Consider the following 25,540-nt stretch of genomic DNA (forward strand, 5'->3'; position numbering starts at 1 on the left):
CCAAAGTACTTATCTCTATTTTATGGGAGATTCGGCCCCTTTTGCACTATTTTTGACTTCGTAATCTATAAAATTTTCTTGGCTATTTGTTGGAATCCATGCATATCTTTACAATGTACAGGCTTTTGCTGCGGAAAGAGAGGATGGATATGTTAAGTAAATTAGAAGCATTCATATTAGGGATTATTCAGGGGTTAACTGAATTTTTGCCAATCAGCAGTACGGGACATTTGTATTTAGGACGCAATTTATTTGGATTACAGGAAGCCGGACTATTACTTGATACCATGCTGCATGTTGGTACTTTGCTGGCTGTTTTTGTCTTCTATAAGGACGAGTTTGTTAAGATAATTAAAAATCCCTTTAGCAAGCTTACCTTCCTGTTAATCGTTGGAACCATCCCAGCTGTTGTGATTGGTTTGCTTTTTAAGGATTACTTTGAGGAGATTTCGAAGACTGGAGTTACTATTGGTTGGGAATTTTTGATAACTGGTTTGTTTCTTTGGATTGCCGATTCAGCAAAAAACGGCTATAAAAAGATGGATGATATTAGTTATACAGATGCCCTGATCATTGGATCCTTTCAAGCCGCTGCAATATTCCCTGCGATATCACGCTCCGGGTTCACGATTGTGGCAGCCTTATGGAGAAAGTTAGACCGTGAAACAGCTGCCTATTTCTCCTTTCTGTTATCAACACCCGCCATTGCGGGGGCAGTCGTTCTTCAATCATTGGATTTATTTAGCGGTGCAGGTGAAGAGATTTCATTATCTGCGTTGATTGTTGGAATCCTATCGTCTGCCCTTTTCGGCTATTTTGCAGTAAAGTGGATGATTGGATTTTTAAAGAAGCACTCCTTAAAACCTTTTGCCATTTATGTCTGGATATTGGGCATTGCGGTATTGTTTTTCCAATTTACAGGGAAATTCTAAAAAAATGCGACTCGATTTTCTCGAGTCGCATTTTTGTTGTATTAAACGGTAACGGTTTCTTTCGCCATTTCTTTTGCTGCTTCGATGACTTGTTCTTTGGCCTTTGCCATAATTTCAGGTACTTGTTTCGGGAAGTGATCCATTCCTTCAGCGTATACGGTTGGCATTACTTCCATTCCTAAGAATCCAAGTACTTTCGTTAAGAAACGATCGCCGAATTCAAATTCGGTCATTGGGCCTGTTGAATAAATTCCACCGCGTGTTTGAATATGAAGTGCTTTACGATTTGTAAGTAATCCCTTTGCACCTTCATGCGTATTAACAAAGGTCTTGTTCACAATAAATAAATTATCAAGGAAAGCTTTTAAAATGGCAGGTGAACCAAAGTTCCATATTGGAGTAACAAATACATAATAATCAGCTGCAATAAAGCGGTCTGCTAAAGCATGCATCGCTGTAATTTGTTTTTGTTCTCCCTCTGTAAGTTCATCAAAGGTCTTGCCCATAAAGGATAATTTTGCACGAGCGTATAATAGATCCATATCAATTTGCGGGATATCCATATCATATAAGTGCATATTTTCAATTTCGACTTCAGGCTTTTGTTTTTTAAACTCTTCAAGAAAAGCCTCGCCAAGCTGCATCCCTTTTGAAAGCTTTATATCATTTTTCGGGTTAACGGTAATGTATAGAAGTTTAGACATTTAATCCCCATCCCTTTTAATATTTTTTCGTCTATACATATAGTACAACAAACTCCCTTGTTCACTAATGAACAAAGAGTGACGTTTATGAAAAAAGTGTGAACTTTTTATAGTGAAAATGAACAAAAAGTGACAATTCTAAATAAAACTCAACGGAACTCAACAAAACTTAACAATAATCACAGTCTACATTATATAATTGCCTTATATTAAAACTGCCATTAGGAAGGAGGTACGAAGAATGGAAGGAAAAGCATATACACCAGACGAGGTTGCTCAGTTCTTCCAAATCTCTAAACATACGGTTTATGAACTAATTAAACGGGGCGACCTTCAGGCTTTTAAAGTTGGAAATAAAATGAGGATTGAACATTCAGAGATTGAAAGATACAAGGAGAGCACAAAGGCTCCTACAAAAAAAATGCAGGACCCTTTGCCAAATACACAGACTTCCCAACCTATCTCGCTATCCGGAAGCCATGACTTTCTAGTCGAGCATTTAGTAAAACAAGCTGCCCAAGACCTGCAGCTGCAAATTCAGCCAACCTACATAGGCAGCCTTGAAGGGTTAATGATGCTTTATCGTGGTCAATCTGACATCGCAGCCATCCATCTATTAGATCCAGCGTCTCAGGAATACAATCTCCCATTTATTCATCAACTTTTTGTTTATGAATCCATTGCCGTTATCCGGTTTGTCTCAAGGGAGCAAGGCTTTATTGTCGCAAAGGGTAATCCAAAAGGGATTGAAAGCTTTACTGATCTCACTAGAAAAGATGTACAGTTCGTTAATCGTCAAAAAGGCGCTGGGACAAGATTTCTTTTAGATTCTATGCTTGCAAAAAATGGAATCGTTCCAACTAATATAAACGGCTACAGTAATGAGGAATGGAACCACCTTTCTACGGCTTCTTATATTAGCCGCGGGATGGCGGATGTCGCTTTCGGAATTCAATCAGCAGCAAGCCATCTTGGACTTGATTTCATTCCAATTGCAAAGGAACAATTTGACCTAGTGTTCCGGTTTACAAATGAAAACAAGCAAAATCTTATTAACATAATTAACTACCTGCAGTCACCTGAATTCAAAAGCAGTTTAACGGATTTAGAAGGCTATACTATCGAAGACTTAGGTACTGTAATCTTTAAAACTAGTAAAATGGAGGAAACACTATGTTAAAAAATCGTTTTTTTGCTACACTATTTGTATTCATACTTCTTTTCCTAGCAGCATGCGGGAACACAGAAACGAAGCAGGAATCCACTCCAGAGAAGAAGGTAGAACCAAAGGCAGAACCAACTGAATTAATCCTTGCAACAACTACAAGCACGCAGGACAGCGGCTTATTAGATGTTTTACTGCCAATCTTTGAAGAAGAAAACAATGTAAAAGTAAAAACGATTGCAGTCGGTACGGGTCAAGCATTAGAAATGGGTAAAAAAGGTGAGGCTGATGTCCTTTTAGTTCATGCACCTAAATCAGAGGAAGAACTAGTGACTAGTGGTGACGCTGTCAATCGTAAGCGAGTTATGTACAATGACTTCATTTTAGTAGGACCAAAAGATAATCCCGCAAATGTTAGCGGTGAGGATATTAACGCAGCATTCAAAACCATTTCAGAGGTAAAAGCTAATTTTGTCACTCGCGGCGATGACTCTGGTACACATAAAAAAGAACTTGGTATATGGACTGCAGTAAATATCCAACCTGCTGGCGATGTGTATATCTCGACTGGTCAAGGTATGGGGGCTTCTTTACAAATTGCTAACGAAAAGAATGGGTATATTTTAACCGACCGTGCGACATGGTTAGCTCAAGAGAAGAACTTAACAAACCTGCAAATTGTTGTTGAAGGTGGTAAAGACTTAATGAATATTTACCATGTCATGCAGGTTAATCCAGAAAAGCACGACATGGTTAACAGCTCTGACGCAGAAAAGTTTGTAGAATTTATGATTGATAGTGAAACGCAAGATGTAATTGAAAGTTTCGGTAAGGAAGATTACGGCCAATCTTTATTCTTTAAATATACAGAATAGGCTGCGGAAGGATGTAGGGCAGGATGGAACTAATTATTGATGGATTACGTAAAGCAATCGAGATGATTCTTACGGGCGATAAAGAGATTCTCGAAATAACGTGGCTGACTCTTAGAGTTTGCTTTATGGCCATCTTGATTAGTTCCCTGATTGGCTTGCCGCTGGGAATGCTGCTTGGTCTTACAAAGTTTAAAGGCAGAAAAGTAATCCTCGTGCTCATTAATATTGGCATGGGCTTACCCCCGGTTGTTGCTGGGTTATGGATTACTCTTGTTCTGTGGCGCTCTGGTCCGCTGGGACATTTACAATTGCTTTATTCTCCAACGGCGATTGTCATGGCACAAGTGCTAGTTTCCCTGCCAATCGTGACAGGCTTAACAAGCTCGGCTTTTCAACAGATTAACGATAAAATGCTTTTACAAATAAAAGCACTCGGTGCTACGAAAATCCAAACGATAGCGCTGCTTCTAAAACAAACGAAGATTGCCATTGTTGCTGCGATTATGGCGGGCTTTGGCCGTGTTATCGCTGAGGTTGGAGCAGCAATGATGGTAGGAGGAAATATTCAAGGAGATACACGAATACTAACTACTTCTATTGTCATGGAAGTATCCAAAGGGAACTTTGATGTCGCGCTTGCGATATCCTTCATTTTATTAAGTGTTGCATTATTAATAACAGCAGCTCTAACACTTTTACAGCAAAGGAAGGGAATATCATGAATCCATTGATTGAGCTTAGAAACATTAGCTATCAGGCAAATTCAAAAAGTATTCTAGCCATCCCTCATTTTAAGATTCAAGAGGGTGAATTTCTTGGAATCATGGGTCCTAATGGTGCTGGCAAAAGTACCTTGCTTAAAGTAATGGCCATGCTTGATAGTATAAGTGGTGGTGAGATTTTATACCGCGGGCAAGCTGTTCCAAATGGAACTCCCTCACTTGAATTGCGGAGGAAATTCTCAGTCGCCTTACAGCAATCACTACTATTAGAAGGCTCTGTTTTTCAAAATATTGCAATTGGTTTAAAGCTTAGAAAGGTTCCAAAAGCAGTCATTAAGGAAAAGGTTGCTTTATGGATGGATCAATTTCAAATTAGCCATCTTGCAAAAAAAAATGCCCATTTCCTTTCAGGCGGTGAGGCGCAGCGTGTAAACCTTGCAAGAGCAATGATTGTTGAGCCAGAAATACTTTTCCTTGATGAACCTTTTTCAGCACTAGATTTTCCAACAAAAATTAAATTAATGGATGACTTTAAAGGAATTATTGAAGGTTCAGGAACGACAACTGCCTTCGTTAGTCACGACCTGATGGAAATCAATTATCTAACAAATACTCTGACGATTATCGTCAGGGGCGAAATCAAGCAGTATGGACCTACCCAGAGAGTCCTTGAACATCCCAATTCAGAGACTTCTCCTTTCCTAAATGAATGGAAGAAATTCTATCCCTTACACTCTAACAACCAAAAGCCGCTATCCCTAATGAGATAGCGGCCCTTTTGTCTAGCTTCAGCGCCAAGGCGCTTCAGCTTTTCTCTTAATCGTCTTCTTCCGGAAACCAAAGGATGATACTTGTACCCTTATTTTCCCTACTTTTAACTTTAATGACCCCTTTATGAGCCTCCATTAATGCTTTCACGATTGAAAGTCCAATACCAGCGCCTCCTGTTTTTCGATCACGTGATTTATCCCCACGATAAAAGCGCTCAAATATATGCGGAATGTCTTCTTCAGCCATCCCTGACCCTTCATCCTCGACTTTAAAACCAACATACCCTTCCTTTTCCATTAATACGGAGATGGTGACGTTCTTTCCTTCTAGCGTATATTTTAGGGCATTATTCAACACGTTAGAGAGAATTTGCATTAAACGATCCTTGTCAGCAGGGAAAAACAGTTCCTTCTCGGGCTCTTCGATATGAAGCTGTACACCTTTTTGTTTAAACAGAGGTACAAACATTTCCCATAATGCTAAAAGAACATTACCTGCCTCTACCTCTACTTTGTCCAATTTAATTTGTGGATTTTCGGCTGCGAGCAGCTTCTCTAGCTCATTCACTAGCCTTACCAATCGCATGAGTTCTTCATGGCTTGATTGTAATCGTGCTGGTGTTGGCTCCCAAATCCCATCCTGGTAGGCCTCGATTTGACTTCTTAACGTGGCAAGCGGCGTCCGAAGTTCATGAGCTAAATCGCCAGTAAATTGTTTTCTTAACATTTCACCCTTTGCCAAGGATTCTGCTAAATTGTTAAATGAAATCGCAAGCTGCTTAACCTCTGTGGGTAATCCAGATAATGGAATACGAATCGATAGATTATGCTGCTGAAGTTCATTCGCTGCAAAAGAAACTTTATTTAATCCGGAGGTTAACTTTTTAGAAAATAACATACTAAATATGATTGATAATAATATCGTTAAACAAACAGCTGCATAAATGTATAACTGTATCGTTTGTAAAAAATTGTACTCATCATCAATTAAGCCTACCGGGTAAATAGCTTCAAGTTTACCAATCACTTTATTGTCTACTCTGAGAGTATAGGAGGCAGAATGCCACTCCTCTTCATTTGGCTCGGGTTCGGTCAACCCTAGGCTATTCAAGTAACCAACAATATTTGAGGTCCCCATTTGCAATTGACCTCGGTTATCATACAAATCGAAATAAAGCTGGTCGGTCATTGCATGCTCATGAAGGAAACCAAAAACCGGATCCCTAGTAAAATGTCCATTTTTCTGATAGCCCTTTTCAATCTCTGTAATGATTCTATCAATTTTCTTATCACGATTACGATCTAAATAATTCTTAAAACTCTCTTCGAACCCCCACTGCATAAAAAAGCTGACAAAGAGTATTCCAATCATCGAGCTGAGAAGAAGATAAAAGAGAATTTTAGACCGCAGTGTTTGAAACATCTAGCACCCCTCCAAATTTATACCCCATCCCAAATACGGTTAGGATAAACAGCGGCTGCCTAGAATCCAACTCTATTTTTTTTCGAAGGTTTTTAATATGGGTATCGACGCTACGCTCATAGCCTTCGTAATACATTCCTTCATCCTGGATTTTTTCAAGCAAATCCATTCGACTGTATACTCTTCCCGGATTAAGTGCCATATTGGTAAGCAGTTTATATTCGATTGGTGTCAAAATAACATCCTGGCCTTTAACCGTAACTTCTTTTTTACTGAGGTCAATTTTCAGTTGTTTGTTATTAAATTCAATTCGTTCAACCTTCTCAGTTTTCTTCACTCTTCTTAAGATGGCCTGCACCCTTACCACTACTTCCCGCGGGCTAAATGGCTTTGTTAGATAATCATCTGCACCCATAACAATTCCGTTTATGCGGTCATCCTCCGCAGACTTGGCCGTCAGCATCAGAATCGGAACATCCGATTCTTTTCTTACTAGGCGGCATACCTCTTCACCGGAAATATCCGGAAGCATTAAATCTAATACAATTAAATCTGGATTTATTGTTTTCGCCTTTTTTAAGGCGTCTATTCCATTATCAGCACAATGAATTTCATAACCTTCTCTTTCGAGATAGGCTTCGAGAACTTCTAGTATTCTTTTTTCATCATCAACTAGTAATATTTTCATCGTTCTCACTCCCCTTAACTATAATATATCATGTTGGGGAATCGCTTTTTTCATCTTCACAAATTCATCACAACTTCTTCATAACATCTACAATATTTCTCGATAAGATGTACCTGTAGCAATGAAAGAGTTCTTAATTCTCTTAGGTTTATACATGGTATTAACCAACTTGCTCCTCCCAATTTTAATCTCTCTTTTTTACATATGGGTTCCCCCTTGGGAGCCCTAATTTTTTTACGATGGCCGTGTTAAACTAGGCTGTTGATTTGCGCTCCAGGCGCTACGCTTTCCGCGGGCTCGCCGGTGAGCCTCCTCGCAACTTCGCGCCTGCGGGGTCTCACTCAGCTCGTTCATCCCGCAGGACATTGATTTACATCCTCGAATCTGCCCACGCACGAAGAAAATGCGATAGCATTTTCGAGGAGTCGAGCGCCTTCCGCTCAAATCAACAGGTTCTAAAAGCAACAGTATACATTAACACAGCCTTTACGAAAAAAGATCCTTACCATTTGGATAAGGATCTTTACTGTTTAGTCGTCGGTTTTTTTGATTGTTTCTGTGAGTTCTTCGATGCTTCGTTTTACGTTTCCTTTTCCTGAGTAGTTCTCGATTAGTTCTTTCACATCAATACCACTTGAGGCTTTTAGAGACTCCTGAAGTGTAGCCATAAGATTTGTGGCATAACCGGTAATCTTATTGGCTCCTCCATTCTCACCTGAACCACCTGTATCTACTACAGTAATTTTATCAATATTCGCAAGCGGGCTGGCAACCTGCTTCGCGTATTCAGGAAGCATTTTCATGATCATATCTAAAATCGCTGCTTGACCGAATTGTTCGAAGGCTTCTGCAATCTTTTCCTTCGCTTCTGCTTCTGCCAAACCTTTCAGACGAATAATTTCTGCCTCTGCCGTACCTTGTGCTTTTTGGGCTTCCGCTTTGGATAAACCATCAAGTCGAACTCGTTCTGCCTCAGCTTTTGCCATTGCTTCAATCCGATACTTATTTGCTTCAGCGTCTGCAATTTGTTTGGCTTTATTTGCTGCTGCCGCCTGTTCAACGGAGTATCGATCCGCATCCGCTTTTTTCTTCACTTCAGAATCGTATTGGCGTTCACGACGTAGAATTTCTTTTTCTTCTAGTTCGATTTGTTTCTGTCTTTCAATAATTTTAACTTGCATTTCCTGCTCCGTCACTTCCTGCTTTGACCTTGCACTTTCCAACTCATAGGCCATGTCAGCCCGTGCTTTCGCACTGTCTTGCTCACGGCGGAACTCTGCAACTTTTAACTGATTAATTTTTTCTGCTTCCGCAATTTCAGTAGCACGCTCTAATTCAGAACGCTTTGCTTCCTTTGCAGCTTCTGCTCTTTTAATCCTAGTTTCTTTATCAGCTTCAGCCGTTGCAATATCAGCATCTCGTTTAACCTGGGCAATTCTAGGTTTACCAAGAGAATCCAGGTATCCGTTTTTATCGCGAACATCCCTAATGGTAAAGGAAACGATAACTAATCCCATTTTCGCTAAGTCCTGTGAAGCAACTCTTTGAACCTCTTGTGAGAATTTATCACGGTTTTTATATATTTCTTCTACCGTCATCGAACCAAGGATAGAACGTAAGTGGCCCTCAAGAACTTCTTTGGCTTCATTTTCTCGGTCTTCCTTTGCCTTACCCAGGAATTGTTCCGCAGCCGTGGCAATTTCACTAATCGAGCCGCCAATTTTTATGATGGCAACACCATCTGCCATAACAGGTACGCCTTGCTCTGTATACACTTCAGGTGTTGTTACCTCAAGCTTGCTTGAAAGTAAGCTCAGCGGTTTTGCCTGTTGAAACACCGGTAAAATGAAGCTACCGCCGCCGCGAATGATTTTGATTTTATTGCCTGATTCATCCACATGTACACTGCCGTTTCCTAAGAAACTTCCCGTAACAATCAGTGCCTCATCCGGCCCCGCTGTCCGATACTTCGTGATAAAAACACCAATTAAAGCGATTAAAATAAATGCAACAATCCCAATAACAATCCAAAAACTTAATTCCATCTAACCAACCTCCCCTAAAGTAAATATGTCTCTATTTCTTGATGAGAGCTCACTTGAAGCACCCCATCTTTTATATCAACCACAAGCACATTCGTGCCGTTCGCAATCTCAACACGATCGAAGCTTGTCGCTGGTTTTGCAATTCTTCCGCTTATACTTTCAATTATTACTTCACCATAACCATCTTCTGGAATTGCTGTAATTACGGTTCCAATCCTGCCTCTTAAATCACTTTCTTTGTAAACGAGTGATTCTTCGGCATTCGACAAGGGTACTAGAATGAAAACGTTCAAAAAAGTTACAAGTATTAAGGCAATAATTGCTGAAATTCCTAAGATTGCTAGATAATGTAGTGCAGTAAGCTTCTCAAATAAATACCCGCTTGCCGAATAAATAGTGACAAATGCAAAGATAATCACGGGATTAAGAAAATCTGGTCCGTCAAAATGAATAACGTCAGCAAAGAATACATACAAAATGGTTAAAATACCTGAACCAATTAATCCATATAAGTAAATCGTTTCTAATGGCAGATTGAATACTTCCATCGGCACCACTCCCTTCCTTATGTATGCAACTTTAATACGTTCCAATAATGGAAAAGTTTCACATTTATAAGAAAATTTTATCAAAATAATGAAAAAAGTGCTATGACATTTGCCATAGCACTTATTGAATCATATTTAAAAACTTCCTTGTCCGTTCCTCTTTTGGGTTAGTGAAGATTTCTTCAGGTTTGTTTCTTTCGACCACAACACCTTGATCCATAAAAATAACCTCATCTGCAGCCTCTCTAGCAAAGCGCATTTCATGTGTTACGACAATCATCGTCATCCCCTCATTCGCAAGGTCCTTCATGACTTTTAACACTTCACCCACAAGCTCCGGGTCAAGAGCTGAAGTGGGTTCGTCAAACAGCATTACCTTAGGATCCATGGCCAATGCTCTCGCAATTCCAACCCTTTGCTGCTGCCCCCCTGAGAGCTGTACAGGATAATAATCGATTTTATCCCCGAGCCCTACCTTTTCTAATAAGGTCTGAGCCTTTTTACGAGCGCTTTCCTTGTTCTCATTTTTTACAATTACAGGTCCTTCCATCACATTTTCAAGCGCAGTTTTATGAGGGAACAAGTTATAGCTTTGAAACACCATACCGGTTAAGCGGCGAAACGCTGCAATGTTTTTCTTCGGTACAGTACCTGAGAAATCAAGTGTTTGGCTCTCAATGGAAATAACGCCTTTCGTTGGTGTTTCTAATATATTTAAGCAACGAAGCATGGTTGTTTTCCCCGAGCCAGATGGCCCAATCACCACTACTACATTGCCCTTTTCCACCTCTAAATCAATCCCTTTTAAAACCTCTAACTTTCCGAATTGCTTATATAATCCTTGAATGGAAATCACCTTTAAGGACCCTCCCTTCTATTACACGTAACGGTCTAGTTTCTTTTCTAACATTTGTTGAATAACGGAAAGGATAAAGCAAATGACCCAATAGATTAGCGCAGCTTCAGAATAGACCAATAAAAATTCATAATTGCTCGCTGCAATTTCTTGTGCCTTACGAAACATCTCAGATACAAGTACAAGAGATGCAAGAGAAGTGTCTTTCACGAGACTAATAAAAGAGTTTGAAAGCGGCGGAAGGGAAACTCTTGCTGCCTGTGGCAGGATAATTCTTCTTAACACTTGGGAGTAACTCATTCCAATGGAGTAGCCGGCCTCCCACTGTCCCTTTGGTGTCGAAAGGATTGCTGCACGAATAATTTCAGATGTATAGGCTCCGACACTTAAAGAAAATCCAATCACTGCCGCTAAATAGGAATCAATAATAATTCCTAAAGTTGGAAGCCCATAAAAAATGATGAATAGTTGTACCAATAACGGCGTCCCGCGGATAGCCGAAACATAGATTCTTGCGATTATTTGAAAAATCCTCACATGGGAAATTCTGGCCAAGGCAGTTACTATCGCTAATACCATGCCAACAATAAAAGTAATAATGGTTAAGGGAATTGTATAAAAAATAGCCCCTTTCAAAAGGGGCAGAAAGGAACTTTGAGCTATGTCAATTAATCGAGCCGTTCTCTCTGGGTCAGCAAAAATACTACTTAAGTACATCTTCACCAAACCATTTCTCAGAGATTTTTTTATAGGTGCCGTCCTCTATCATTTCAGTTAATGCCTTATTAACCTCATCTACTAGTGTATCACTGTCTTTTCTAAACATAAGTCCGCTTACAGATGCATCTTCACTTGTCGCGGCAATTTTAATCGGTGCATCTGGCCTTTGCTTTGTATAATCTAAAAACGAAATCCGATCGTTAATCGTAACATCCACACGTTTGGAAGCAAGAAGTTCCACTGATTGTGTAAAGCCTTCGACACTGACTAAATTTGCACCATACTTTTTAGCCATCTCTCCATAGTTACTTGTCAATGATTGTGCGGCATTTAAACCTTTTATGTCTTCAAAAGCCTCTACTTTATCATTATCTTTGTGTGTAACCAAAACTGCAGCTGATGTTATATAGGGATCGGAGAAAGAGTATTTTTCCTGTCGATCTGGCCTAATTCCAACTTGGTTCGCAATCATATCGAACCGCTTGGCATCGAGCCCGGCAAATATGGCATCCCATTGTGTTTCCTTAAACTCAGGTTCAACTCCTATGCGCTTTGCAACTTCTCTCGAGATTTCCACATCAAATCCGGTAAGATTTCCACTCTCATCATGAAAAGTAAATGGTGCATATGTACCTTCTGTCCCGATTAGTAGCTTGCCTTCATCCTTAACCTTTGCAAGTAAATCGTTATCATCTGCCTTTTCTGCTGTCTTATTGTTTTCTTTATTATCCTTCTTCGCCTCATCATCTTTACCACAAGCTGACATAAGCAAAAGAAGGCTGAGTAGTAGTGCAAATACAACCAAAAGTTTCTTCATGTCGGTTACCTCCTATATAAGTTAGACCATACAGATACTCCTTAAAATTATCGTTCCCTTTTTACTCATTAAAATGTAAAACACCTGTCAGTTTTCTTAAAGGAATCCCTTTAAGAAGAACTGACAGGTGCAATGTTTATGCAGATAATAACGCTTTTTGTTCCTTTTCCCTAGCTCGCTTTTTCTTAAGCGAACCATAAAAGAAGATTCCACTAGATAAAAGGACAATCCCTAATATAAAGGTTTTTAAATCGGAGGTTCCTGATACAATAACCCAAACCGAATATATGGTTGCAACTGCTGCAATAATCCCATCAATCATTCTTGACTTATTATTATTGTAGGTTTCACCCTTAATAACCAATTTCAACTGATAAACAGAAGCAATAAAATAAGGAACTAAATAAGCTAAAGTTGCAATGATTATGATAAAATCAAAAGCGCCTGAAATCGATTTAGATACGGTTGAGAAAATAAAAATCTGAGCGATACCATTTGTCAATACTAGTGAAAAGATTGGAAGGCCCTTTTTGTTTTCTTTTAAGAAAGCTGGAAGAAATAATCCTTGCTTTGCCGCTTGATAAGGCACTTCAGCACTTAACATCACCCAGCCAATTGTGGAACCAAATAAACTAACCAATCCAATTGCCGCTAATACTTTCCCGCCAACCGGTCCTAAAACGGTTTGTATCGCATCAATCAATGGCTTTTCCGAACTGATAAGAGTATTTTGATCTAACATCCCCATTACGAGTGTACTAATCCCAATATAAATACCTAAAGCGATAAAAAGTCCAACAATCGTAGCTCGCTTTACATCAATTTTCCTTTTCGCACGTGACGCAAATACTACCGCTGATTCCAACCCACAGAAAGCCCATAACGTTACTAATGCCGCATTGTTCACTTGTGACATTAAACCAAATGTTTGTCCTGAATCACCTAATCTAGTTTCAACCATTGGTAAGATGTTTGTTTTATCAAAGGTATAAAGCCCTACAATGATAAATAGTAAGAATCCCGTCACCTTTGCTGCTGTGGCAGCAAAATTTAACTTTCCAGCACTTTCTAATCCTCGTAATATGATAAAATGTGTACCCCATAAGAGAATGGTACAGACAATAAAGGTTAACCCATTACCCACTTTCAAGGAATATCCGCCAATTGTAAACCATTCCGCTTGGCTCGTTAAGACAGGAAAGAAGGTTGATAAATATCCAGCAAACGTAGTAATAATCGCAACGTTTCCAGCTACGTTTCCAATCCAATAACCCCAAGAAGCCATAAATCCTGATAGGATAGAGCTATCTGATCCTGGTTTAAATAGTTCTTTTGCATATATTTGTGGTCCACCCGTCAGATTTGGTTTCCGAATTGCAAGGTTTCCGAATACAAGTGCAATCATTAGTACACCTATTCCAGTAAAAAGCCAAGCTAACATTACTCCAGCAGGGCTGGCGGCTTCTGATAAAGAGCGTGGAAGCATGAATATACCTGAACCGACCATGTTACCAACAACAAGTGCCGTTAAGACCCAAAAACCTAATTTATTTGAATTCCCCAAGATGTAACCTCCTACTCGAGATTTGGTGCATATTTTTATAAAAAACTACAAAAGTGTATAATTATTATATTAGCAAAATAATTATAAAAGGCTATGTCACCATAGTCAATGGAAAATATATCACACAGAAATACTTAACCAATAAAAAAAATAGCAAGGTAATCCTTTAATATGATTACATTACTATTTTTACATTTGTATTTTCTTCTTGCCTGATTTGCTTTGAATTGAACTTTCGGGGAAATACTCCCGAGATGTCCATCGCCGTTCCTAGTATAACATCTTGGCCAATTTCGTCAACAGTTGGTTTTATGGAAATTAATAATACTTTATCCTGACATTGTATTTCAAAGGTAACACTTTCTTGAAGTTTCTTTGATAAATGACAATAGTCACTAATGTATGCATCCAGTGCTGGCAGAATTTTCGAAATCGGTACTCCTGCCAATTCTTTTTGTGAATAGGCAAATTCCTTGAGCAGTTCACCATCAATATTCATACAAACAAACCGTGCTCCAATTTTCCTCAAACAAAAAAATAACCCTGGTTGGTCACTCATAGAATTGGATTTTTCCTCTTTATCATACTCAGAGAAATAAAATCCTTTTAGGATAAAGTAAAAACCAAAGACTTTATAAATATGACCTAAAAAGTTATCCAGATCAAACACACTTTGGTAGATTGTAAAAATGAGTTCGGTAAGAAGCAAAAAGACAAAAGCTAACCCGAAAAATAATTTGTCTTCCTTTTTGTCTAGGTAATATTGATATAAGGCAACCATCAGTGAGATAAATAATATAAAACTTACACCGTATTCCAGACCATTTTTTAATAAGGTAGTACCCTTACCTTCTATTACTAGCAAGGGGAGAACGTTCTCATAGGCAATTATTATGTATCCGAAGGTGCTTGCAAGTAATAACCCTAAGGTGACGGATAAAAATCGATAATCTTTCTTTATTTTCCTATCAGGAAGGAGAATTAACGTTAACATCAATATCGATTGGATGACCCTGGCCGTAATCCAAAACCAGGTTGCTTTTTGGACAGAACTGGCTGTGATAAAAAAAGGCATTCCATTGTATGAGAGGGTATGGAGTAAATCAATTATTCCGATTGTTAAAAAGGTGAAAGATAAAAGCAGCAAACGAAGTGATTTCGTGGCACTGAACATTTTCAGTCCATACAGAAAGATAGTTATAGAAATAGCAATACAGGTTATCTCTAATACGGAGTGTATACCTACATAGTTTTTGGTGTCATAAACGGTATAAATTTGTGATAAGAAAATACGAACCATCATCAGTAGAAAAATGGCACTTACTGTATAGAGGAGGAATTTAGTTTCCGTCATCTTTCTATTCATATTTTCCACATCCCTTTTATCATGATTTGTTTAAATCTAATTATAAAAGAGGAGTGTAAATATAATCGGTCAAATTATATCAATTTTATGAATCTTTTAATAAAAAAAAAGGGGAAAATCCCCTTTTTTTATTTCCACCATTGGTCAAACATGGACGCAGGAAGGTGTCGCTTATGTTCTGTTACAAGATAGCGTTTTTCAATTTTTTCTGCGATTTCTTGTGTAACCGGTTTTCCTTCTAGGTAATCATCGATGTCATCATAAGTAATCCCTAGTTCTGTTTCATCCGCTTGACCAGGCTTCTGATCAAGCAAATCCGCTGTTGGCACTTTCAGATAGAGGCTTTCTTCTGCCCCTAGCTCCTTAAGCAATGCCTTGCCCTGACGTTTCGTTAATCCGCTTAAAGGCAGCACATCCGCTCCTCCGTCACCGTGTTTTGTAAAGAAACCTGTAACCGCTTCGGCAGCGTGGTCGGTGCCAATAACGAGCAAGTTCTCCATTCCTCCAAAAGCATATTGAGCAATCATTCTCATTCTTGCCTTCACATTGCCTTTATGATAATCACTTAATGAATCGGCTGGATTAGCAGCATTATACTGGGATTGAACAGCATCAACCGCATCTTGGATATTATACGTGTACTCCCGGTCTGCCCGGATAAACTTCATTGCCTTGACTGCGTCGTCCTCATCCCGCTGGACCCCATATGGCAAACGAACAGCGATAAATATAGCATCGTTTCCTTCTTGGCGAAGTTCTTCAACCGCTAATTGTACAAGCCGTCCTGCAAGTGTTGAATCCTGTCCTCCACTAATTCCTAGAACGTACCCCTTCGCCTTTGTTTTTAACAAATAGCTTTTTAAGAAGTCGATTCGATTTCTTATTTCTTCCTTAGGATTAATATCAGGTTTTACATTCAAAGTCTGGATAATTTCTTTTTGCATGGTTTCTAGTTAAACCTCCAATCTTTTTATATGCTAATAAGTAATTTACCATAATTATTTAATTTTTTCTTAAAATCTTACTCCCTGCCTCAACAAATGATATGATTATAGAATTGGTTTTCAGCTCAAAATAAGCTATCACAGATTATGGAGGAATAAAATGAACCCAAAAACTTGTAATGAATCAAGAGTGGTTAGGACAGGCAGAATTTTTCCGAATGATGTAAACAATCATAATACCTTATTTGGTGGCAGGTTAATGAGTGACATGGACATGATTGCCTCCATTTCGGCTGTCCGACATGCAAGAAAAGAAGTTGTTACCGCCTCAACAGACTCTGTAGATTTTTTAAGTCCGATTACGCAACAAGACTCTGTTTGTATTGAATCTTTCGTTACCTGGACTGGGACCAGTTCAATGGAGGTTTTCGTCAAAGTAATTGCAGAGAATTTAATGACAGGTAATCGAAAAATTGCTGCTACTGCTTTTTTAACCTTTGTTGCTTTGGATGAAGATGGAAAACCAAGTAAGGTTCCTGAGATTTTTCCCGAAACGGAAGAAGAAAAAAAACTGTTTGAAACAGGAAAAGCTAGAGCCGAAAAACGGAAAGAGCACCGCAAAAACAGTAAAGAACTCGCAAGTTATTTTACAACCGAAAAACCTTGGGAATGAAGATAGGCTGCTTTTTTAGCTAGCCTATCTTATTTTTTGACCGCAGGACTACCGTTCCACGTCCTCACTCCATCTTCTTCATCAAACTCAATCGTTACATCAACGACGCCTTTTTCTGCCATGATTTTCTCCTGTAACCGGTCTTTAATATCATCTGCTGCTGCTATCGTAAGACTAGGATCTATTTCAATTTCCAATTCCACATGTAAATCTTCTCCTTCTTTTATAACCGCAAGGTCTTGGATATCTTTAACATCAGGATCAGACATCACTAATTGACCAATCTTCTCTTCCATTTCCTCATCCGCCCTGCCGAGAACACCCGCTGCATTATCCAAAAAGACTCGGCCGACAACAAAGAACATCATTACGCCAATAAGGATCGAAGCAACCCCCTCAACCCAAAGAATTCCAGTGAAATGGGAAATTATGACTGCAATGATCGCCAGCAGGCCGCCTCCCGTTGCCACTAAATCTTCCATGAAAACAAGCTTTGTTGCCGGCTTAGCTCTACCTAAATGGGTGAAACTTCTTACTATGACACTAAGACCGTTTACTTCTTCTCCGACCTCATGCATCACTTCCTTCATTGCCTTATAAAGAACGTACATTTCAAGTATCAGGGCAAATGCCAGAACTCCTATATTTATTAAGAATCCCTCTGATTGTGCCGGATGTAAGATATGGTGATAACCTTCTTGGATGGTCTCAAACGCCATAATTCCAACGATTAATACTGCTCCTAATAAGACTAAGTTAACCAATCGGCCAAAGCCATTTGGAAATCGGTCGGTTGGTGACTTCTTACTTAGGGCAGAACCAATAAAAACAAAAAACTGGTTAGCCGCATCTCCTAGACTATGCATCGTTTCCGCAAACATCGCAACATTACCCGTATACATATAGGCAACACCTTTAGCGATGGAAATGACTGTATTAACGATTGCTGCAATCAATGCTGATTTATTACCTTTTCGTAATAATCTAAATAATTCTCCCATTATACCCCTACTTTCTCACGCATTTAGATATCTTTACTATTTTCAAAAAAAGATACTTTCATGAAAATAGCTCCCTTCCTATTTAGTGAATTTTTCCCAATTGATAAAATTGCTGGTAGAATAAGTAATACAAAGGGATATACTGATTGTTGAGGAGGATGGGAATGAAGGTAGAAGAAGTGATGAGTAAGCTTGAGGAACTGGGGTCAGAGCAAACGAAAAATATCTATATGAACCATGGGGTACAGGAGCCTTTCTTTGGAGTTAAAATAGGCGATTTAAAGAAGCTCGTAAAGTATGTGAAAAAGGACTATGAACTTGCACTGGCACTTTATAATACAGGGAATCATGATGCCATGTACTTAGCTGGACTTTCTGTAGATCCGAAATTGATCAAAAAGGAAACGCTACAGAATTGGGTTAAAAAAGCATATTGGTATATGCTTGCCGAATATACGGTTGCAGGGGTTGCAGCAGAAAGTGAATATGCCCTTGAACTTGCACGAGAATGGATGGATTCACCTGAAGAAATGACAGCAGTATGCGGCTGGAATACATATTCAAACTATCTTTCGATAAATCCTGATGAAAAGTTGGACATTGATGAAATTCGAAGCAGGCTAAAGCAAATAGAATCAACTATTCACCAGGAGCGGAACCGTGTTCGTTATGCAATGAATAACTTTGTTATTGGTGTAGGAGCATATGTGAAGGAATTGCATGAAGAAGCAATCTTAGTTGCAGACAAGATTGGGAAAGTCCATGTAAATGTCGGTAACACCGCATGTAAAGTACCAGTAGCAACACAATATATCAATAAAATTGCCGAGAGAGATAAAATCGGTATAAAGAAGAAAACGGCCATTTGCTAAATAGAAAACCCCCATCATCCATGGGGGTTTTCACTACTTTATAAGTTCTTCAATACTAAAAGCAGTCGGTTATTTCTTGTATTTCTTTCTTCATCAGAAGCTAAATCATATTTTTTCAACAGATGAAACACTTCATTCAATAGGTCCTGGGTATGCTCCTCGGAAAAAAATTGATTAAATAAAGTCTTCATTTCTTCTGGTAGAAATCCTGCTTGTGATTCATACTTATTTCTTACATCTTCTTTTGTGTGGTCCAGTTTACATTCACTCATAGTGATCACCTTCTATACTTTCTTATTATCTGTTACTTCTAATACATCCAAGATGAAAACAAAGACTGGAATACCTATTATTAAGCCCCAAACTCCAAAAAAGTGTTCAGAAAAAATTAATACAAGGAAGGTATAGAAAACAGGTAAATTTGTTTTGGAAGACATTAAATTCGGATTTAATATATATGCTTCAATGGCATGGATAATCATTATGGCAATAAAGACATATAAGACTGTCATGATTCCACCAATGCTATAACCAATGATGACAAGTGGTATCAGAGAAATAATTACCCCAGCAACAGGAATTAATCCTAAGAAGAAAATCATAATGGAAAGTCCACCTAACTGTGGAAATCCAAATATCCAAAGGGCGATTGTTGTAAGTACACAGTTAACAACTGCAATGATTAATTGTGCTTCAATTACTTTTCCGAAGGTACCAACAAATTTCCCAGAGAAAAATTCTATTTCTGCGTAAATAGATGCAATCTTACTCGTTTTGAATTTTTTTGTAAATTCTATTAAACGAGGTTTTTCTAGCAAGAAAAACAGGCTCATTAAAAGAGCAATTAATAATTGTAGACTAAATGTACTAATATCCGAAAAATAGGAAATGACAAAGGTAAAACCTCTCTCCAAATAACTTGATATTTGTATTTCCTCAAGACGGCTAACTAGATAATTTAAGACAATATTGTCATGTTTTTTTGTATAGAATGCGGTGATTTGCTTAATTAATGCCGTTATTTCACCAACTATCATTGGCAGGTATTTAACAAGACCATAGGAGAGCAACCCTACAATCGTAGAATAGGAAGCAACTACAAGGATTTTCCGATTTAGTGGAATTTTTCTAGATAAGAAAATAACCAATCGGTCCATTAGAAATGTGAAGATAAACGTAAATAAGATTAAATTGATCATATCTTTTAGTCCATAAAGAACCAGTGCAAGTAAGACAAAAATAGAAATTCTTTTAAAACCGCTGCTTTTAAGTAGATTATTTATCATATTAATTTACCAAACCCCATTTTTTATGTCCTAATAACTATGTATTAACTTTATTATAACAAATAAGTATCTGATTGTTACTTTTAAGTCTGAATCTTTTTATAAAAAAGATTCATTCTAAAGACCTAGAAGAAATTTCTAGCAGCTAGACAGGCAAATTATCCTTCCCCTTCTCATACATATTCAAAGAGCATGATATATCTTGTTTATAATTGGAGGGGATTGAGGTTGTCAGGAGGTCAAAAAGCACTTTTATACATCTTGTCTTTTTTCATTCCTGTAGTTGGAATCATTTTAGGGATTGTATGGATGAATGATCAGGATTTAGACAAAAAAGCCATTGGAAAAACTTGTTTAATCATTGGTATTGTTGCAATTGTCCTTAGTTGTATTTGCTGGTTCGCTGCTTCTGCATTGTCCATAATTCCGGCCTTTATGACGTATTAACATCCTAACAAAAACCCAATTCTTTCGAATGAATTGGGTTTTTTTCGAATACGGGAGTGATAGAAGTTGCTGCATGAAATTCTGCACTTTTTTGGCGGGGCGATATGTCATCAATTAGGAGAGCGATCACTACAAGTGTCTGGTAAGGCATTGGCAGTTTGTGCAAGAGATACTGGTATTTATATAGGTATTTTTTCTACACTCATTTATTTACATTTTTCAAAACGAAAACAGTGTATTACGATTCCTACTATAAAAGTAAGCTTTTTACTTCTGTTGTTCATAGTTCCTTTGATCATTGACGGTTTAGGTTCCTACTCACACCTATTTGATTCGAATAATCCTCGGAGATTAGGAACGGGAATAGCCTTTGGATTCGTATTGCCTTATTTTATATATCCTCTCCTCTCGAAAAGTCACCTTAAACCTGAGAGCGTTGCAGTATTAAGCAAGAGTAAGGATTTATTCATTCCACTATTGGTAAGTACATTATTGGGAGGACTCTTTTATTTAGGACAACCAGCACATATCGTCCTGGACAGCTTTATTATCGTTTCCGTTATCGGATGGTTCAGCTTACTAGCCTCCTTTCTTTTTCCGTTTATTCGTAAAGCAGGTTTGAAGTGTGCTCTTTCGATTATGGTTAGTTTAACATTTCTCGCACTCCTTTCTTTAGCGCATACCTGGGTTATAACGTTAACTGTTTAAGTATAAAGGATTGGATTGATTTCCCAGTGGGAATTTCATATAAACGTCAAAATTAGACATTAACCTCCATTGACAATGATTCTCATTATCTATAGAATCATCCATATAAACAACTTCGGAAATGGGGGATTAACAATATGTTTAACATGTTATTTGGGTTAAAGGATATTCACACGGTTATTGCCAATCAACGTAAAATCGGTGGTGCAGCAGAAGCAGACTCTATCCGTCTATCTTCCGGTGAAACCTATTTAAACCCTGTGTTTACTAATGTTGATTTCTCAAAAGGACAGTATGTTTCTGTTGGTTTTATCGATGAAGAGGGACAAAACATCATTGCCCATGTGGACCAAATTGCGGTTATTAAAGGATTAGAACATAAATTAATTTGCCAGCTAAATAACGCCTATATTAAACAAATGCTGGTTCGTGATACATTACAATATTTACAAAAATTATGTGAAGTAAATGCTGGTTTTGTTACAAAAACTTTTAAAAAAGAAGCATTAAGACTTGTTCAGGATATTAGTTTGAATGAATTAAAAAAGCACAATTTCTCACTTCCATTCCCAGTTGAAGAAAAAGTTATTAAATTCGCATAGTAAAACGAGGTCCTGTTAAAAGGGACCTCGTTTTTTTGTTGGGTGTTATTTAATACTCTTAAATAATTTCTGCCTGGCATGCCAATCTGTATCCGTTTGTTAGTTCATTCTTCAGCTTTTTCTGTTCCAGCTCATTAGGAGCAGATAGTCCAGGTGCTTTAATTACTTTTACTGTACACTGTCCGCAAGTTCCTTTGCGGCATTTATAATTGATTTGCTTCCCTTGATTCAAAGCTGCGTCCAAGAGCATTCCTTTTACAGGGAGAATTTCGATTTTGCTGCCGTTTTGCTCGACAATGATTTCTTCTATCTTGACTTCTTTCCTTTCAGTCTGTATTAGTGTTTGAGGTTTTACCATCAGCCTGCCTGGTATGAGTGAACCGACTGTAAATATGCGATTATTCATTAGTCACCCATTGACTCCAATGTACAAATGGCTGAAGGGCGTTTAATCCGTAAAACGATTGTTTCATACACACGGAAAGGATGATTCATCCCTTCTACACCTAAGTAAGCTGTATCAAAATCCTCAGATATAGCAAGGTCTAAATTATTTTTCCCTGTATTAACCAGCACTCCAGATTTTCCTTTTAATACAGGAGATTGGAACACCCCATCGGTAACCAATTCACGAATATGTTCAATTTCTAATACATTTGTATCACGGTGGACACGATGGATAAGTGAATATAATTGTGGTGATAATACAAGCGCAAACGGTCCATTGTGATTCATCTCAAGCAGCTTATTTCTTGCATCGACAATATCCTGAAAAGCATTCCCAGATTCAAACCATTCGCCAATTAAGTGTGTTAAACGGCCAGGGACAGTCATTAAACCAGGAATATCAAATTCCCTGGTACCATGGAAGATCATTTGGTCTTCAAGAATCGCCACATCACGGGCTGCATTGGCTGCGGCTGAAAAATCAATAGGGATATCTAATACTTTTGCCTGATCTATATCACGCCAATATAATACGAAGTCTTTATATAGCAAAGGAATTGTGTAGTTTACCCTTTTACTAGTCTCAATATCCGTATCGAAGGACCCTTGAAAATCCATTTTTGCTTCTAAATTTTCTGCAAAAATATCATTAAAGATACTTTGAACGCCCCTTCCGAGTGGACCGTATAGTTCTATAAAGCGACGCCCGACCAATTGCCTTCTTGCTGCATCAACAACAGTCTGATCCAATTGAGTAAATTCTTGATTTGATAATGGTGAATCCGGGTATAATTGTATTTTGTTCATGGTTTATCCTCTCATTTCCTTAGATTAGGCTTCCCACCGTAAAGCCCCTTCTCTGTTTAGTCTGGGGAGCATGACTAACCACTGCTTGAGCTCCTGTTCGGTCTAAATGGTCATGATCCTCATCGTGATGGGCATGTGGGTCTACATAATTGGTATCAAATCGACTGTTAATTTCCATTAACATTTGTTTTACCTGCTGATAATCCTTATATGAAACTTCCCTTAAGCTTTTTAACAAGCTGCTTCGCTCTTCATCTGTAAAGCGAAATAGTGCTAAATCTAAGTGTTCGACGAAATTATGTAATCCGAATTTTTCAAGATTAAGTTCCTGTAAAAGTCGGTTAAATTCATTGTTGGTCGGAGAAAACTCTTTCTCATCCTTCACTTGTTGAAATTTACTAATAAGCGGAATCAGGACAACTAAACGAGAAAGCCGCTGTTCTTCCTCTTCATAAATATGGTGGTAATAAAGTCTCTCATGTTCATCGGTAGCATTTTGAATGACTGGGTCGAGCATATCCATAAATTTTTCAATTGCATCTTTGGTGGTTGTAAATATATGAAAGAAAATCTTTAATTCCTCTTGCACTGCCGCCGCACCTCCTAATACTCACTACCTGTCATTATTGACGTTGAATTCTTTTTCTAAAACCTTTACGTTACAATCTTTTGAACAAATTGTTAAAGTGAATAACTCCGGCCAATTGATACATAATAACTATGGTTAAAATTAATCTTTTAGGAGGAGAAGAATATGATGCAAAACCAGCAAGGGCAACAAGGGCAAATGCACCAGAATATGCATACGGGTAATGTCCCTCCGCAACTGAATCATGGAGGACATGAGGTAATTGACTTAAGTACAGTTTTAGGTGCAGCTATTGGCACAATGAATTCTTACATGTTATTACGCCAACACGTTAAGGATCCAGAATTACTGGATATTCTTGATCGCCAATATAAATTTATTCAGGACGAATACAACATCACTGCAGAATGTTTTAAAACCGGACAAAATCCTTCCCACCCTACTTCAAGATATATGATGAACCAAGGGAATGACTTCATTTATGGGATGAAGCCGGCTCAGCCAAAGAAACCTTGGCAATCGGTATCAGAAATCAATGATGAGTATATTTCAAGCTGTATGCTGGCTTCCTGCAAATCTAGTGCTTCGATGAAAACGATGGCAGCACTTGAAACAACGAATCCAGTTGTCCGCCGTGTGCTGGCAGATTCCATTCCAAATTGCATTGAGATGGGTTACGAACTATCCGTTTATCAAAATAAACATCATTACTACCAGGTACCGCAGCTTGCTGAGCAGGATATGAATACTTATAGAAATTCATTTGCACCTGCACAGGGTCAACCTATGGGACAAAATATGGGCCAAGCACAAATGCCTAATAACAATATGAACATGAATAACAATATGCCGCATTAAATTGAAAAAGCTATCCTTTCTTGATGAAGGGATAGCTTTTTTCACAAATAAAAAAGACCAGCATCAGCTGATCTTGTTATCCACCTTATGTATGGTGGAGACGGCGGGAATCGAACCCGCGTCCAAAGATAACGGCACTTAAGCTTCTACGAGTGTAGTCGACATATTGGCGCTTCGCTGATCCTTTTGCCTGCCGACAGGCGGCCGGTCAGCTAGTCTGGTTGTTCTCTTCCTTCGCCCTCAGACGGTGGACTCCGGCGTAGCCTACTTAGAGTGAGTCCGCTACCCTACCACATAGGCGATGGAGGGGCGAACAGCTATGCAGTTATTAAGCTGCGAAAGCTAGGTTGTTGTTAGTTTTGCCAGTTATAGGCGTTGACGTTTTAACGAGGCCGATCCCCTCGACTCGCAACCTAAGCTCGAACTACCCCTGTCGAATCCTTAGCGCCCCCATTATAAAATGTGCTCAAATCTAGTTAAAGATTTTAGCAAGCGTAGGATGCTCAACAATAGTTTGAGCAAAAGTTTCTCATCGCTTCTTAGCGACAAACTTATTATAACACACTGTGCGCATTTTTCAATTGTAAATATTTGTAATTACATCTTTTGTCGATCACGGAATGCTCGTTCGATATCGCGCTTAGCCTCTTTTTGCTTAAGTACTTCACGTTTGTCATAATTCTTTTTACCTTTTGCTAATCCTAATAAAACTTTTGCAAATCCATTTTTCAAATAAATCTTTAATGGTATTAGTGCATAACCTGCTTCTCTCGTTTCTCCAAAAAGCTTGTTAATTTCCCGCTTATGGAGCAAAAGCTTTCTTTGTCTCAAAGGATCATGATTAAAACGGTTCCCTTGTTCATAAGGGCTTACGTGCATGTTTAATAAATGCATTTCACCGTTATGAATTCTCGCATAAGAATCTTTTAAGTTCACTTTCCCAGCACGAATGGACTTGATTTCTGTTCCTTGAAGAACAATTCCAGCCTCGTATGTTTCTTCTATAAAGTAATCATGGTATGCTTTTTTGTTTTGCGCAACCACTTTCCCTATACCTTTTGGCATGTCTCTCACCTCATTATGGGTTAATTTTAGCAGAAAACCGTATTCA

General features: G+C 38.4%; 29 protein-coding genes and 1 other RNA gene. 11 read left to right on the top strand and 19 right to left on the bottom strand.

What is annotated here, in order from left to right:
• Window positions 1–149: 149 nt before the first annotated feature.
• Window positions 150–932: an undecaprenyl-diphosphate phosphatase gene (locus tag M3189_RS10015; protein ID WP_251633785.1), complete on the top strand. Its 783-nt coding sequence runs from the start codon at window positions 150–152 to the stop codon at window positions 930–932.
• Window positions 933–973: 41 nt separating this feature from the next.
• Here the strand turns inward: M3189_RS10015 and M3189_RS10020 are convergent, their stop codons facing one another.
• The gene (locus tag M3189_RS10020; RefSeq protein WP_251633786.1) at window positions 974–1,636 is read right to left on the bottom strand and encodes an FMN-dependent NADH-azoreductase; all 663 of its coding nucleotides are present in this window, start codon (window positions 1,634–1,636) and stop codon (window positions 974–976) included.
• A 241-nt stretch (window positions 1,637–1,877) separates the two neighbouring features.
• On the opposite strand from M3189_RS10020, the gene M3189_RS10025 reads away from it, so the two are divergent.
• The 4 genes from M3189_RS10025 to M3189_RS10040 are packed head-to-tail and all read left to right on the top strand — an operon-like array spanning window position 1,878 to window position 5,168.
• Window positions 1,878–2,816 (top strand): substrate-binding domain-containing protein, encoded by a 939-nt coding sequence (locus M3189_RS10025; RefSeq protein ID WP_251633788.1) that lies wholly within the window; start codon window positions 1,878–1,880, stop codon window positions 2,814–2,816.
• Window positions 2,810–3,676 (top strand): substrate-binding domain-containing protein, encoded by an 867-nt coding sequence (locus tag M3189_RS10030; protein ID WP_251633790.1) that lies wholly within the window; start codon window positions 2,810–2,812, stop codon window positions 3,674–3,676. The genes M3189_RS10025 and M3189_RS10030 overlap by 7 nt, the downstream gene beginning before the upstream one ends.
• Window positions 3,677–3,699: 23 nt before the next feature.
• The gene (locus tag M3189_RS10035) at window positions 3,700–4,398 is read left to right on the top strand and encodes an ABC transporter permease (protein ID WP_251633792.1); all 699 of its coding nucleotides are present in this window, start codon (window positions 3,700–3,702) and stop codon (window positions 4,396–4,398) included.
• Complete coding sequence (locus tag M3189_RS10040) at window positions 4,395–5,168, top strand: ABC transporter ATP-binding protein (RefSeq protein WP_251633793.1); 774 nt, start codon at window positions 4,395–4,397, stop codon at window positions 5,166–5,168. Before M3189_RS10035 ends, M3189_RS10040 begins: the two co-directional genes overlap by 4 nt.
• A 46-nt stretch (window positions 5,169–5,214) precedes the next feature.
• Here the strand turns inward: M3189_RS10040 and M3189_RS10045 are convergent, their stop codons facing one another.
• The 10 genes from M3189_RS10045 to nadE form a co-directional block, all read right to left on the bottom strand.
• The gene (locus M3189_RS10045) at window positions 5,215–6,591 is read right to left on the bottom strand and encodes a HAMP domain-containing sensor histidine kinase (protein WP_251633794.1); all 1,377 of its coding nucleotides are present in this window, start codon (window positions 6,589–6,591) and stop codon (window positions 5,215–5,217) included.
• Window positions 6,569–7,279: a response regulator transcription factor gene (locus M3189_RS10050; RefSeq protein WP_251633795.1), complete on the bottom strand. Its 711-nt coding sequence runs from the start codon at window positions 7,277–7,279 to the stop codon at window positions 6,569–6,571. The genes M3189_RS10045 and M3189_RS10050 overlap by 23 nt, the downstream gene beginning before the upstream one ends.
• Before the next feature lie 530 nt (window positions 7,280–7,809).
• On the bottom strand, window positions 7,810–9,324 hold the full coding sequence (locus M3189_RS10055; RefSeq protein ID WP_251633796.1) for a flotillin family protein: 1,515 nt from the start codon (window positions 9,322–9,324) through the stop codon (window positions 7,810–7,812).
• Between the two features lie 14 nt (window positions 9,325–9,338).
• Window positions 9,339–9,872 (bottom strand): NfeD family protein, encoded by a 534-nt coding sequence (locus M3189_RS10060; protein WP_251633797.1) that lies wholly within the window; start codon window positions 9,870–9,872, stop codon window positions 9,339–9,341.
• A 121-nt stretch (window positions 9,873–9,993) separates the two neighbouring features.
• Window positions 9,994–10,728 carry an amino acid ABC transporter ATP-binding protein gene (locus M3189_RS10065; protein WP_251633798.1) on the bottom strand — a complete coding sequence of 245 codons (735 nt, stop codon included), beginning with the start codon at window positions 10,726–10,728 and terminating at the stop codon, window positions 9,994–9,996.
• Window positions 10,729–10,749: 21 nt separating this feature from the next.
• The gene (locus M3189_RS10070) at window positions 10,750–11,445 is read right to left on the bottom strand and encodes an amino acid ABC transporter permease (protein ID WP_251634268.1); all 696 of its coding nucleotides are present in this window, start codon (window positions 11,443–11,445) and stop codon (window positions 10,750–10,752) included.
• Window positions 11,432–12,265 carry an amino acid ABC transporter substrate-binding protein gene (locus M3189_RS10075; protein ID WP_251633800.1) on the bottom strand — a complete coding sequence of 278 codons (834 nt, stop codon included), beginning with the start codon at window positions 12,263–12,265 and terminating at the stop codon, window positions 11,432–11,434. Before M3189_RS10075 ends, M3189_RS10070 begins: the two co-directional genes overlap by 14 nt.
• A gap of 136 nt (window positions 12,266–12,401) precedes the next feature.
• Window positions 12,402–13,829, bottom strand: a complete 1,428-nt coding sequence (locus M3189_RS10080) for an amino acid permease (RefSeq protein WP_251633802.1) — start codon at window positions 13,827–13,829, stop codon at window positions 12,402–12,404.
• Window positions 13,830–14,004: 175 nt separating this feature from the next.
• Complete coding sequence (locus tag M3189_RS10085) at window positions 14,005–15,195, bottom strand: MASE3 domain-containing protein (RefSeq protein ID WP_251633803.1); 1,191 nt, start codon at window positions 15,193–15,195, stop codon at window positions 14,005–14,007.
• Window positions 15,196–15,323: 128 nt separating this feature from the next.
• Window positions 15,324–16,139 (bottom strand): ammonia-dependent NAD(+) synthetase, encoded by an 816-nt coding sequence (gene nadE / locus M3189_RS10090; RefSeq protein WP_251633810.1) that lies wholly within the window; start codon window positions 16,137–16,139, stop codon window positions 15,324–15,326.
• A 160-nt stretch (window positions 16,140–16,299) separates the two neighbouring features.
• On the opposite strand from nadE, the gene M3189_RS10095 reads away from it, so the two are divergent.
• Window positions 16,300–16,812, top strand: coding sequence for an acyl-CoA thioesterase (locus M3189_RS10095; RefSeq protein WP_251633812.1), 513 nt, complete (start codon window positions 16,300–16,302; stop codon window positions 16,810–16,812).
• A 29-nt stretch (window positions 16,813–16,841) separates the two neighbouring features.
• Here the strand turns inward: M3189_RS10095 and M3189_RS10100 are convergent, their stop codons facing one another.
• Window positions 16,842–17,813 carry a cation diffusion facilitator family transporter gene (locus M3189_RS10100; RefSeq protein ID WP_251633814.1) on the bottom strand — a complete coding sequence of 324 codons (972 nt, stop codon included), beginning with the start codon at window positions 17,811–17,813 and terminating at the stop codon, window positions 16,842–16,844.
• A gap of 164 nt (window positions 17,814–17,977) precedes the next feature.
• On the opposite strand from M3189_RS10100, the gene M3189_RS10105 reads away from it, so the two are divergent.
• Complete coding sequence (locus M3189_RS10105) at window positions 17,978–18,685, top strand: DNA alkylation repair protein (RefSeq protein WP_251633815.1); 708 nt, start codon at window positions 17,978–17,980, stop codon at window positions 18,683–18,685.
• Window positions 18,686–18,723: 38 nt separating this feature from the next.
• Here the strand turns inward: M3189_RS10105 and M3189_RS10110 are convergent, their stop codons facing one another.
• Entirely contained in the window at window positions 18,724–18,957 is a 234-nt protein-coding gene (locus tag M3189_RS10110) for a group-specific protein (RefSeq protein ID WP_251633818.1), read from the bottom strand.
• Window positions 18,958–18,969: 12 nt separating this feature from the next.
• Window positions 18,970–19,977, bottom strand: coding sequence for an AI-2E family transporter (locus M3189_RS10115; protein ID WP_435368082.1), 1,008 nt, complete (start codon window positions 19,975–19,977; stop codon window positions 18,970–18,972).
• A gap of 222 nt (window positions 19,978–20,199) precedes the next feature.
• On the opposite strand from M3189_RS10115, the gene M3189_RS10120 reads away from it, so the two are divergent.
• From M3189_RS10120 to M3189_RS10130, 3 genes are all read left to right on the top strand, one after another.
• Window positions 20,200–20,418, top strand: coding sequence for a hypothetical protein (locus M3189_RS10120; RefSeq protein ID WP_251633822.1), 219 nt, complete (start codon window positions 20,200–20,202; stop codon window positions 20,416–20,418).
• A gap of 66 nt (window positions 20,419–20,484) precedes the next feature.
• Window positions 20,485–21,126, top strand: coding sequence for a DUF2085 domain-containing protein (locus M3189_RS10125; protein WP_251633824.1), 642 nt, complete (start codon window positions 20,485–20,487; stop codon window positions 21,124–21,126).
• Window positions 21,127–21,263: 137 nt separating this feature from the next.
• Complete coding sequence (locus M3189_RS10130) at window positions 21,264–21,728, top strand: hypothetical protein (protein WP_251633826.1); 465 nt, start codon at window positions 21,264–21,266, stop codon at window positions 21,726–21,728.
• 58 nt (window positions 21,729–21,786) lie between these two features.
• On the opposite strand, the gene M3189_RS10135 is transcribed toward M3189_RS10130, so the two are convergent.
• From M3189_RS10135 to M3189_RS10145, 3 genes are read right to left on the bottom strand one after another with little or no spacing between them, the layout of a single operon-like run.
• Window positions 21,787–22,134: a 2Fe-2S iron-sulfur cluster-binding protein gene (locus M3189_RS10135; protein ID WP_251633827.1), complete on the bottom strand. Its 348-nt coding sequence runs from the start codon at window positions 22,132–22,134 to the stop codon at window positions 21,787–21,789.
• The gene (locus M3189_RS10140) at window positions 22,134–22,982 is read right to left on the bottom strand and encodes a family 1 encapsulin nanocompartment shell protein (RefSeq protein WP_251633829.1); all 849 of its coding nucleotides are present in this window, start codon (window positions 22,980–22,982) and stop codon (window positions 22,134–22,136) included. Before M3189_RS10140 ends, M3189_RS10135 begins: the two co-directional genes overlap by 1 nt.
• A 19-nt stretch (window positions 22,983–23,001) precedes the next feature.
• Window positions 23,002–23,571 carry an IMEF encapsulin system ferritin-like cargo protein gene (locus tag M3189_RS10145; protein ID WP_251633831.1) on the bottom strand — a complete coding sequence of 190 codons (570 nt, stop codon included), beginning with the start codon at window positions 23,569–23,571 and terminating at the stop codon, window positions 23,002–23,004.
• A 165-nt stretch (window positions 23,572–23,736) separates the two neighbouring features.
• Between M3189_RS10145 and M3189_RS10150 the strand changes: the two genes are divergently transcribed.
• A complete protein-coding gene (locus M3189_RS10150) occupies window positions 23,737–24,429 on the top strand; it encodes a spore coat protein (RefSeq protein ID WP_251633833.1) in 693 nt (230 codons plus the stop codon).
• 92 nt (window positions 24,430–24,521) lie between these two features.
• Here M3189_RS10150 and ssrA read toward each other — a convergent pair.
• Both ssrA and smpB read right to left on the bottom strand, forming a co-directional pair.
• Window positions 24,522–24,881: a transfer-messenger RNA gene (gene ssrA / locus M3189_RS10155) on the bottom strand.
• Between the two features lie 145 nt (window positions 24,882–25,026).
• Entirely contained in the window at window positions 25,027–25,494 is a 468-nt protein-coding gene (gene smpB, locus M3189_RS10160) for an SsrA-binding protein SmpB (protein WP_133369083.1), read from the bottom strand.
• Window positions 25,495–25,540 lie beyond the last annotated feature (46 nt).

This window comes from Neobacillus niacini (genome assembly GCF_023715415.1).
GTDB lineage: Bacteria > Bacillota > Bacilli > Bacillales > Cytobacillaceae > Neobacillus > Neobacillus niacini_C.

Excerpts from the sequence above, each read along its gene's own strand:
- M3189_RS10015 (WP_251633785.1), top strand. The coding sequence starts at position 150 with ATGTTAAGTAAATTAGAAGCATTCATATTAGGGATTATTCAGGGGTTA.
- M3189_RS10020 (WP_251633786.1), bottom strand. The coding sequence starts at position 1,636 with ATGTCTAAACTTCTATACATTACCGTTAACCCGAAAAATGATATAAAG.
- M3189_RS10100 (WP_251633814.1), bottom strand. The coding sequence starts at position 17,813 with ATGGGAGAATTATTTAGATTATTACGAAAAGGTAATAAATCAGCATTG.
- M3189_RS10055 (WP_251633796.1), bottom strand. The coding sequence starts at position 9,324 with ATGGAATTAAGTTTTTGGATTGTTATTGGGATTGTTGCATTTATTTTA.
- M3189_RS10030 (WP_251633790.1), top strand. The coding sequence starts at position 2,810 with ATGTTAAAAAATCGTTTTTTTGCTACACTATTTGTATTCATACTTCTT.
- M3189_RS10040 (WP_251633793.1), top strand. The coding sequence starts at position 4,395 with ATGAATCCATTGATTGAGCTTAGAAACATTAGCTATCAGGCAAATTCA.
- M3189_RS10095 (WP_251633812.1), top strand. The coding sequence starts at position 16,300 with ATGAACCCAAAAACTTGTAATGAATCAAGAGTGGTTAGGACAGGCAGA.
- M3189_RS10035 (WP_251633792.1), top strand. The coding sequence starts at position 3,700 with ATGGAACTAATTATTGATGGATTACGTAAAGCAATCGAGATGATTCTT.
- M3189_RS10070 (WP_251634268.1), bottom strand. The coding sequence starts at position 11,445 with ATGTACTTAAGTAGTATTTTTGCTGACCCAGAGAGAACGGCTCGATTA.
- M3189_RS10075 (WP_251633800.1), bottom strand. The coding sequence starts at position 12,265 with ATGAAGAAACTTTTGGTTGTATTTGCACTACTACTCAGCCTTCTTTTG.
- M3189_RS10110 (WP_251633818.1), bottom strand. The coding sequence starts at position 18,957 with ATGAGTGAATGTAAACTGGACCACACAAAAGAAGATGTAAGAAATAAG.
- M3189_RS10025 (WP_251633788.1), top strand. The coding sequence starts at position 1,878 with ATGGAAGGAAAAGCATATACACCAGACGAGGTTGCTCAGTTCTTCCAA.
- M3189_RS10140 (WP_251633829.1), bottom strand. The coding sequence starts at position 22,982 with ATGAACAAAATACAATTATACCCGGATTCACCATTATCAAATCAAGAA.
- M3189_RS10150 (WP_251633833.1), top strand. The coding sequence starts at position 23,737 with ATGATGCAAAACCAGCAAGGGCAACAAGGGCAAATGCACCAGAATATG.
- M3189_RS10135 (WP_251633827.1), bottom strand. The coding sequence starts at position 22,134 with ATGAATAATCGCATATTTACAGTCGGTTCACTCATACCAGGCAGGCTG.
- M3189_RS10045 (WP_251633794.1), bottom strand. The coding sequence starts at position 6,591 with ATGTTTCAAACACTGCGGTCTAAAATTCTCTTTTATCTTCTTCTCAGC.
- M3189_RS10050 (WP_251633795.1), bottom strand. The coding sequence starts at position 7,279 with ATGAAAATATTACTAGTTGATGATGAAAAAAGAATACTAGAAGTTCTC.
- M3189_RS10085 (WP_251633803.1), bottom strand. The coding sequence starts at position 15,195 with ATGAATAGAAAGATGACGGAAACTAAATTCCTCCTCTATACAGTAAGT.
- smpB (WP_133369083.1), bottom strand. The coding sequence starts at position 25,494 with ATGCCAAAAGGTATAGGGAAAGTGGTTGCGCAAAACAAAAAAGCATAC.
- M3189_RS10060 (WP_251633797.1), bottom strand. The coding sequence starts at position 9,872 with ATGGAAGTATTCAATCTGCCATTAGAAACGATTTACTTATATGGATTA.
- nadE (WP_251633810.1), bottom strand. The coding sequence starts at position 16,139 with ATGCAAAAAGAAATTATCCAGACTTTGAATGTAAAACCTGATATTAAT.
- M3189_RS10130 (WP_251633826.1), top strand. The coding sequence starts at position 21,264 with ATGTTTAACATGTTATTTGGGTTAAAGGATATTCACACGGTTATTGCC.
- M3189_RS10105 (WP_251633815.1), top strand. The coding sequence starts at position 17,978 with ATGAAGGTAGAAGAAGTGATGAGTAAGCTTGAGGAACTGGGGTCAGAG.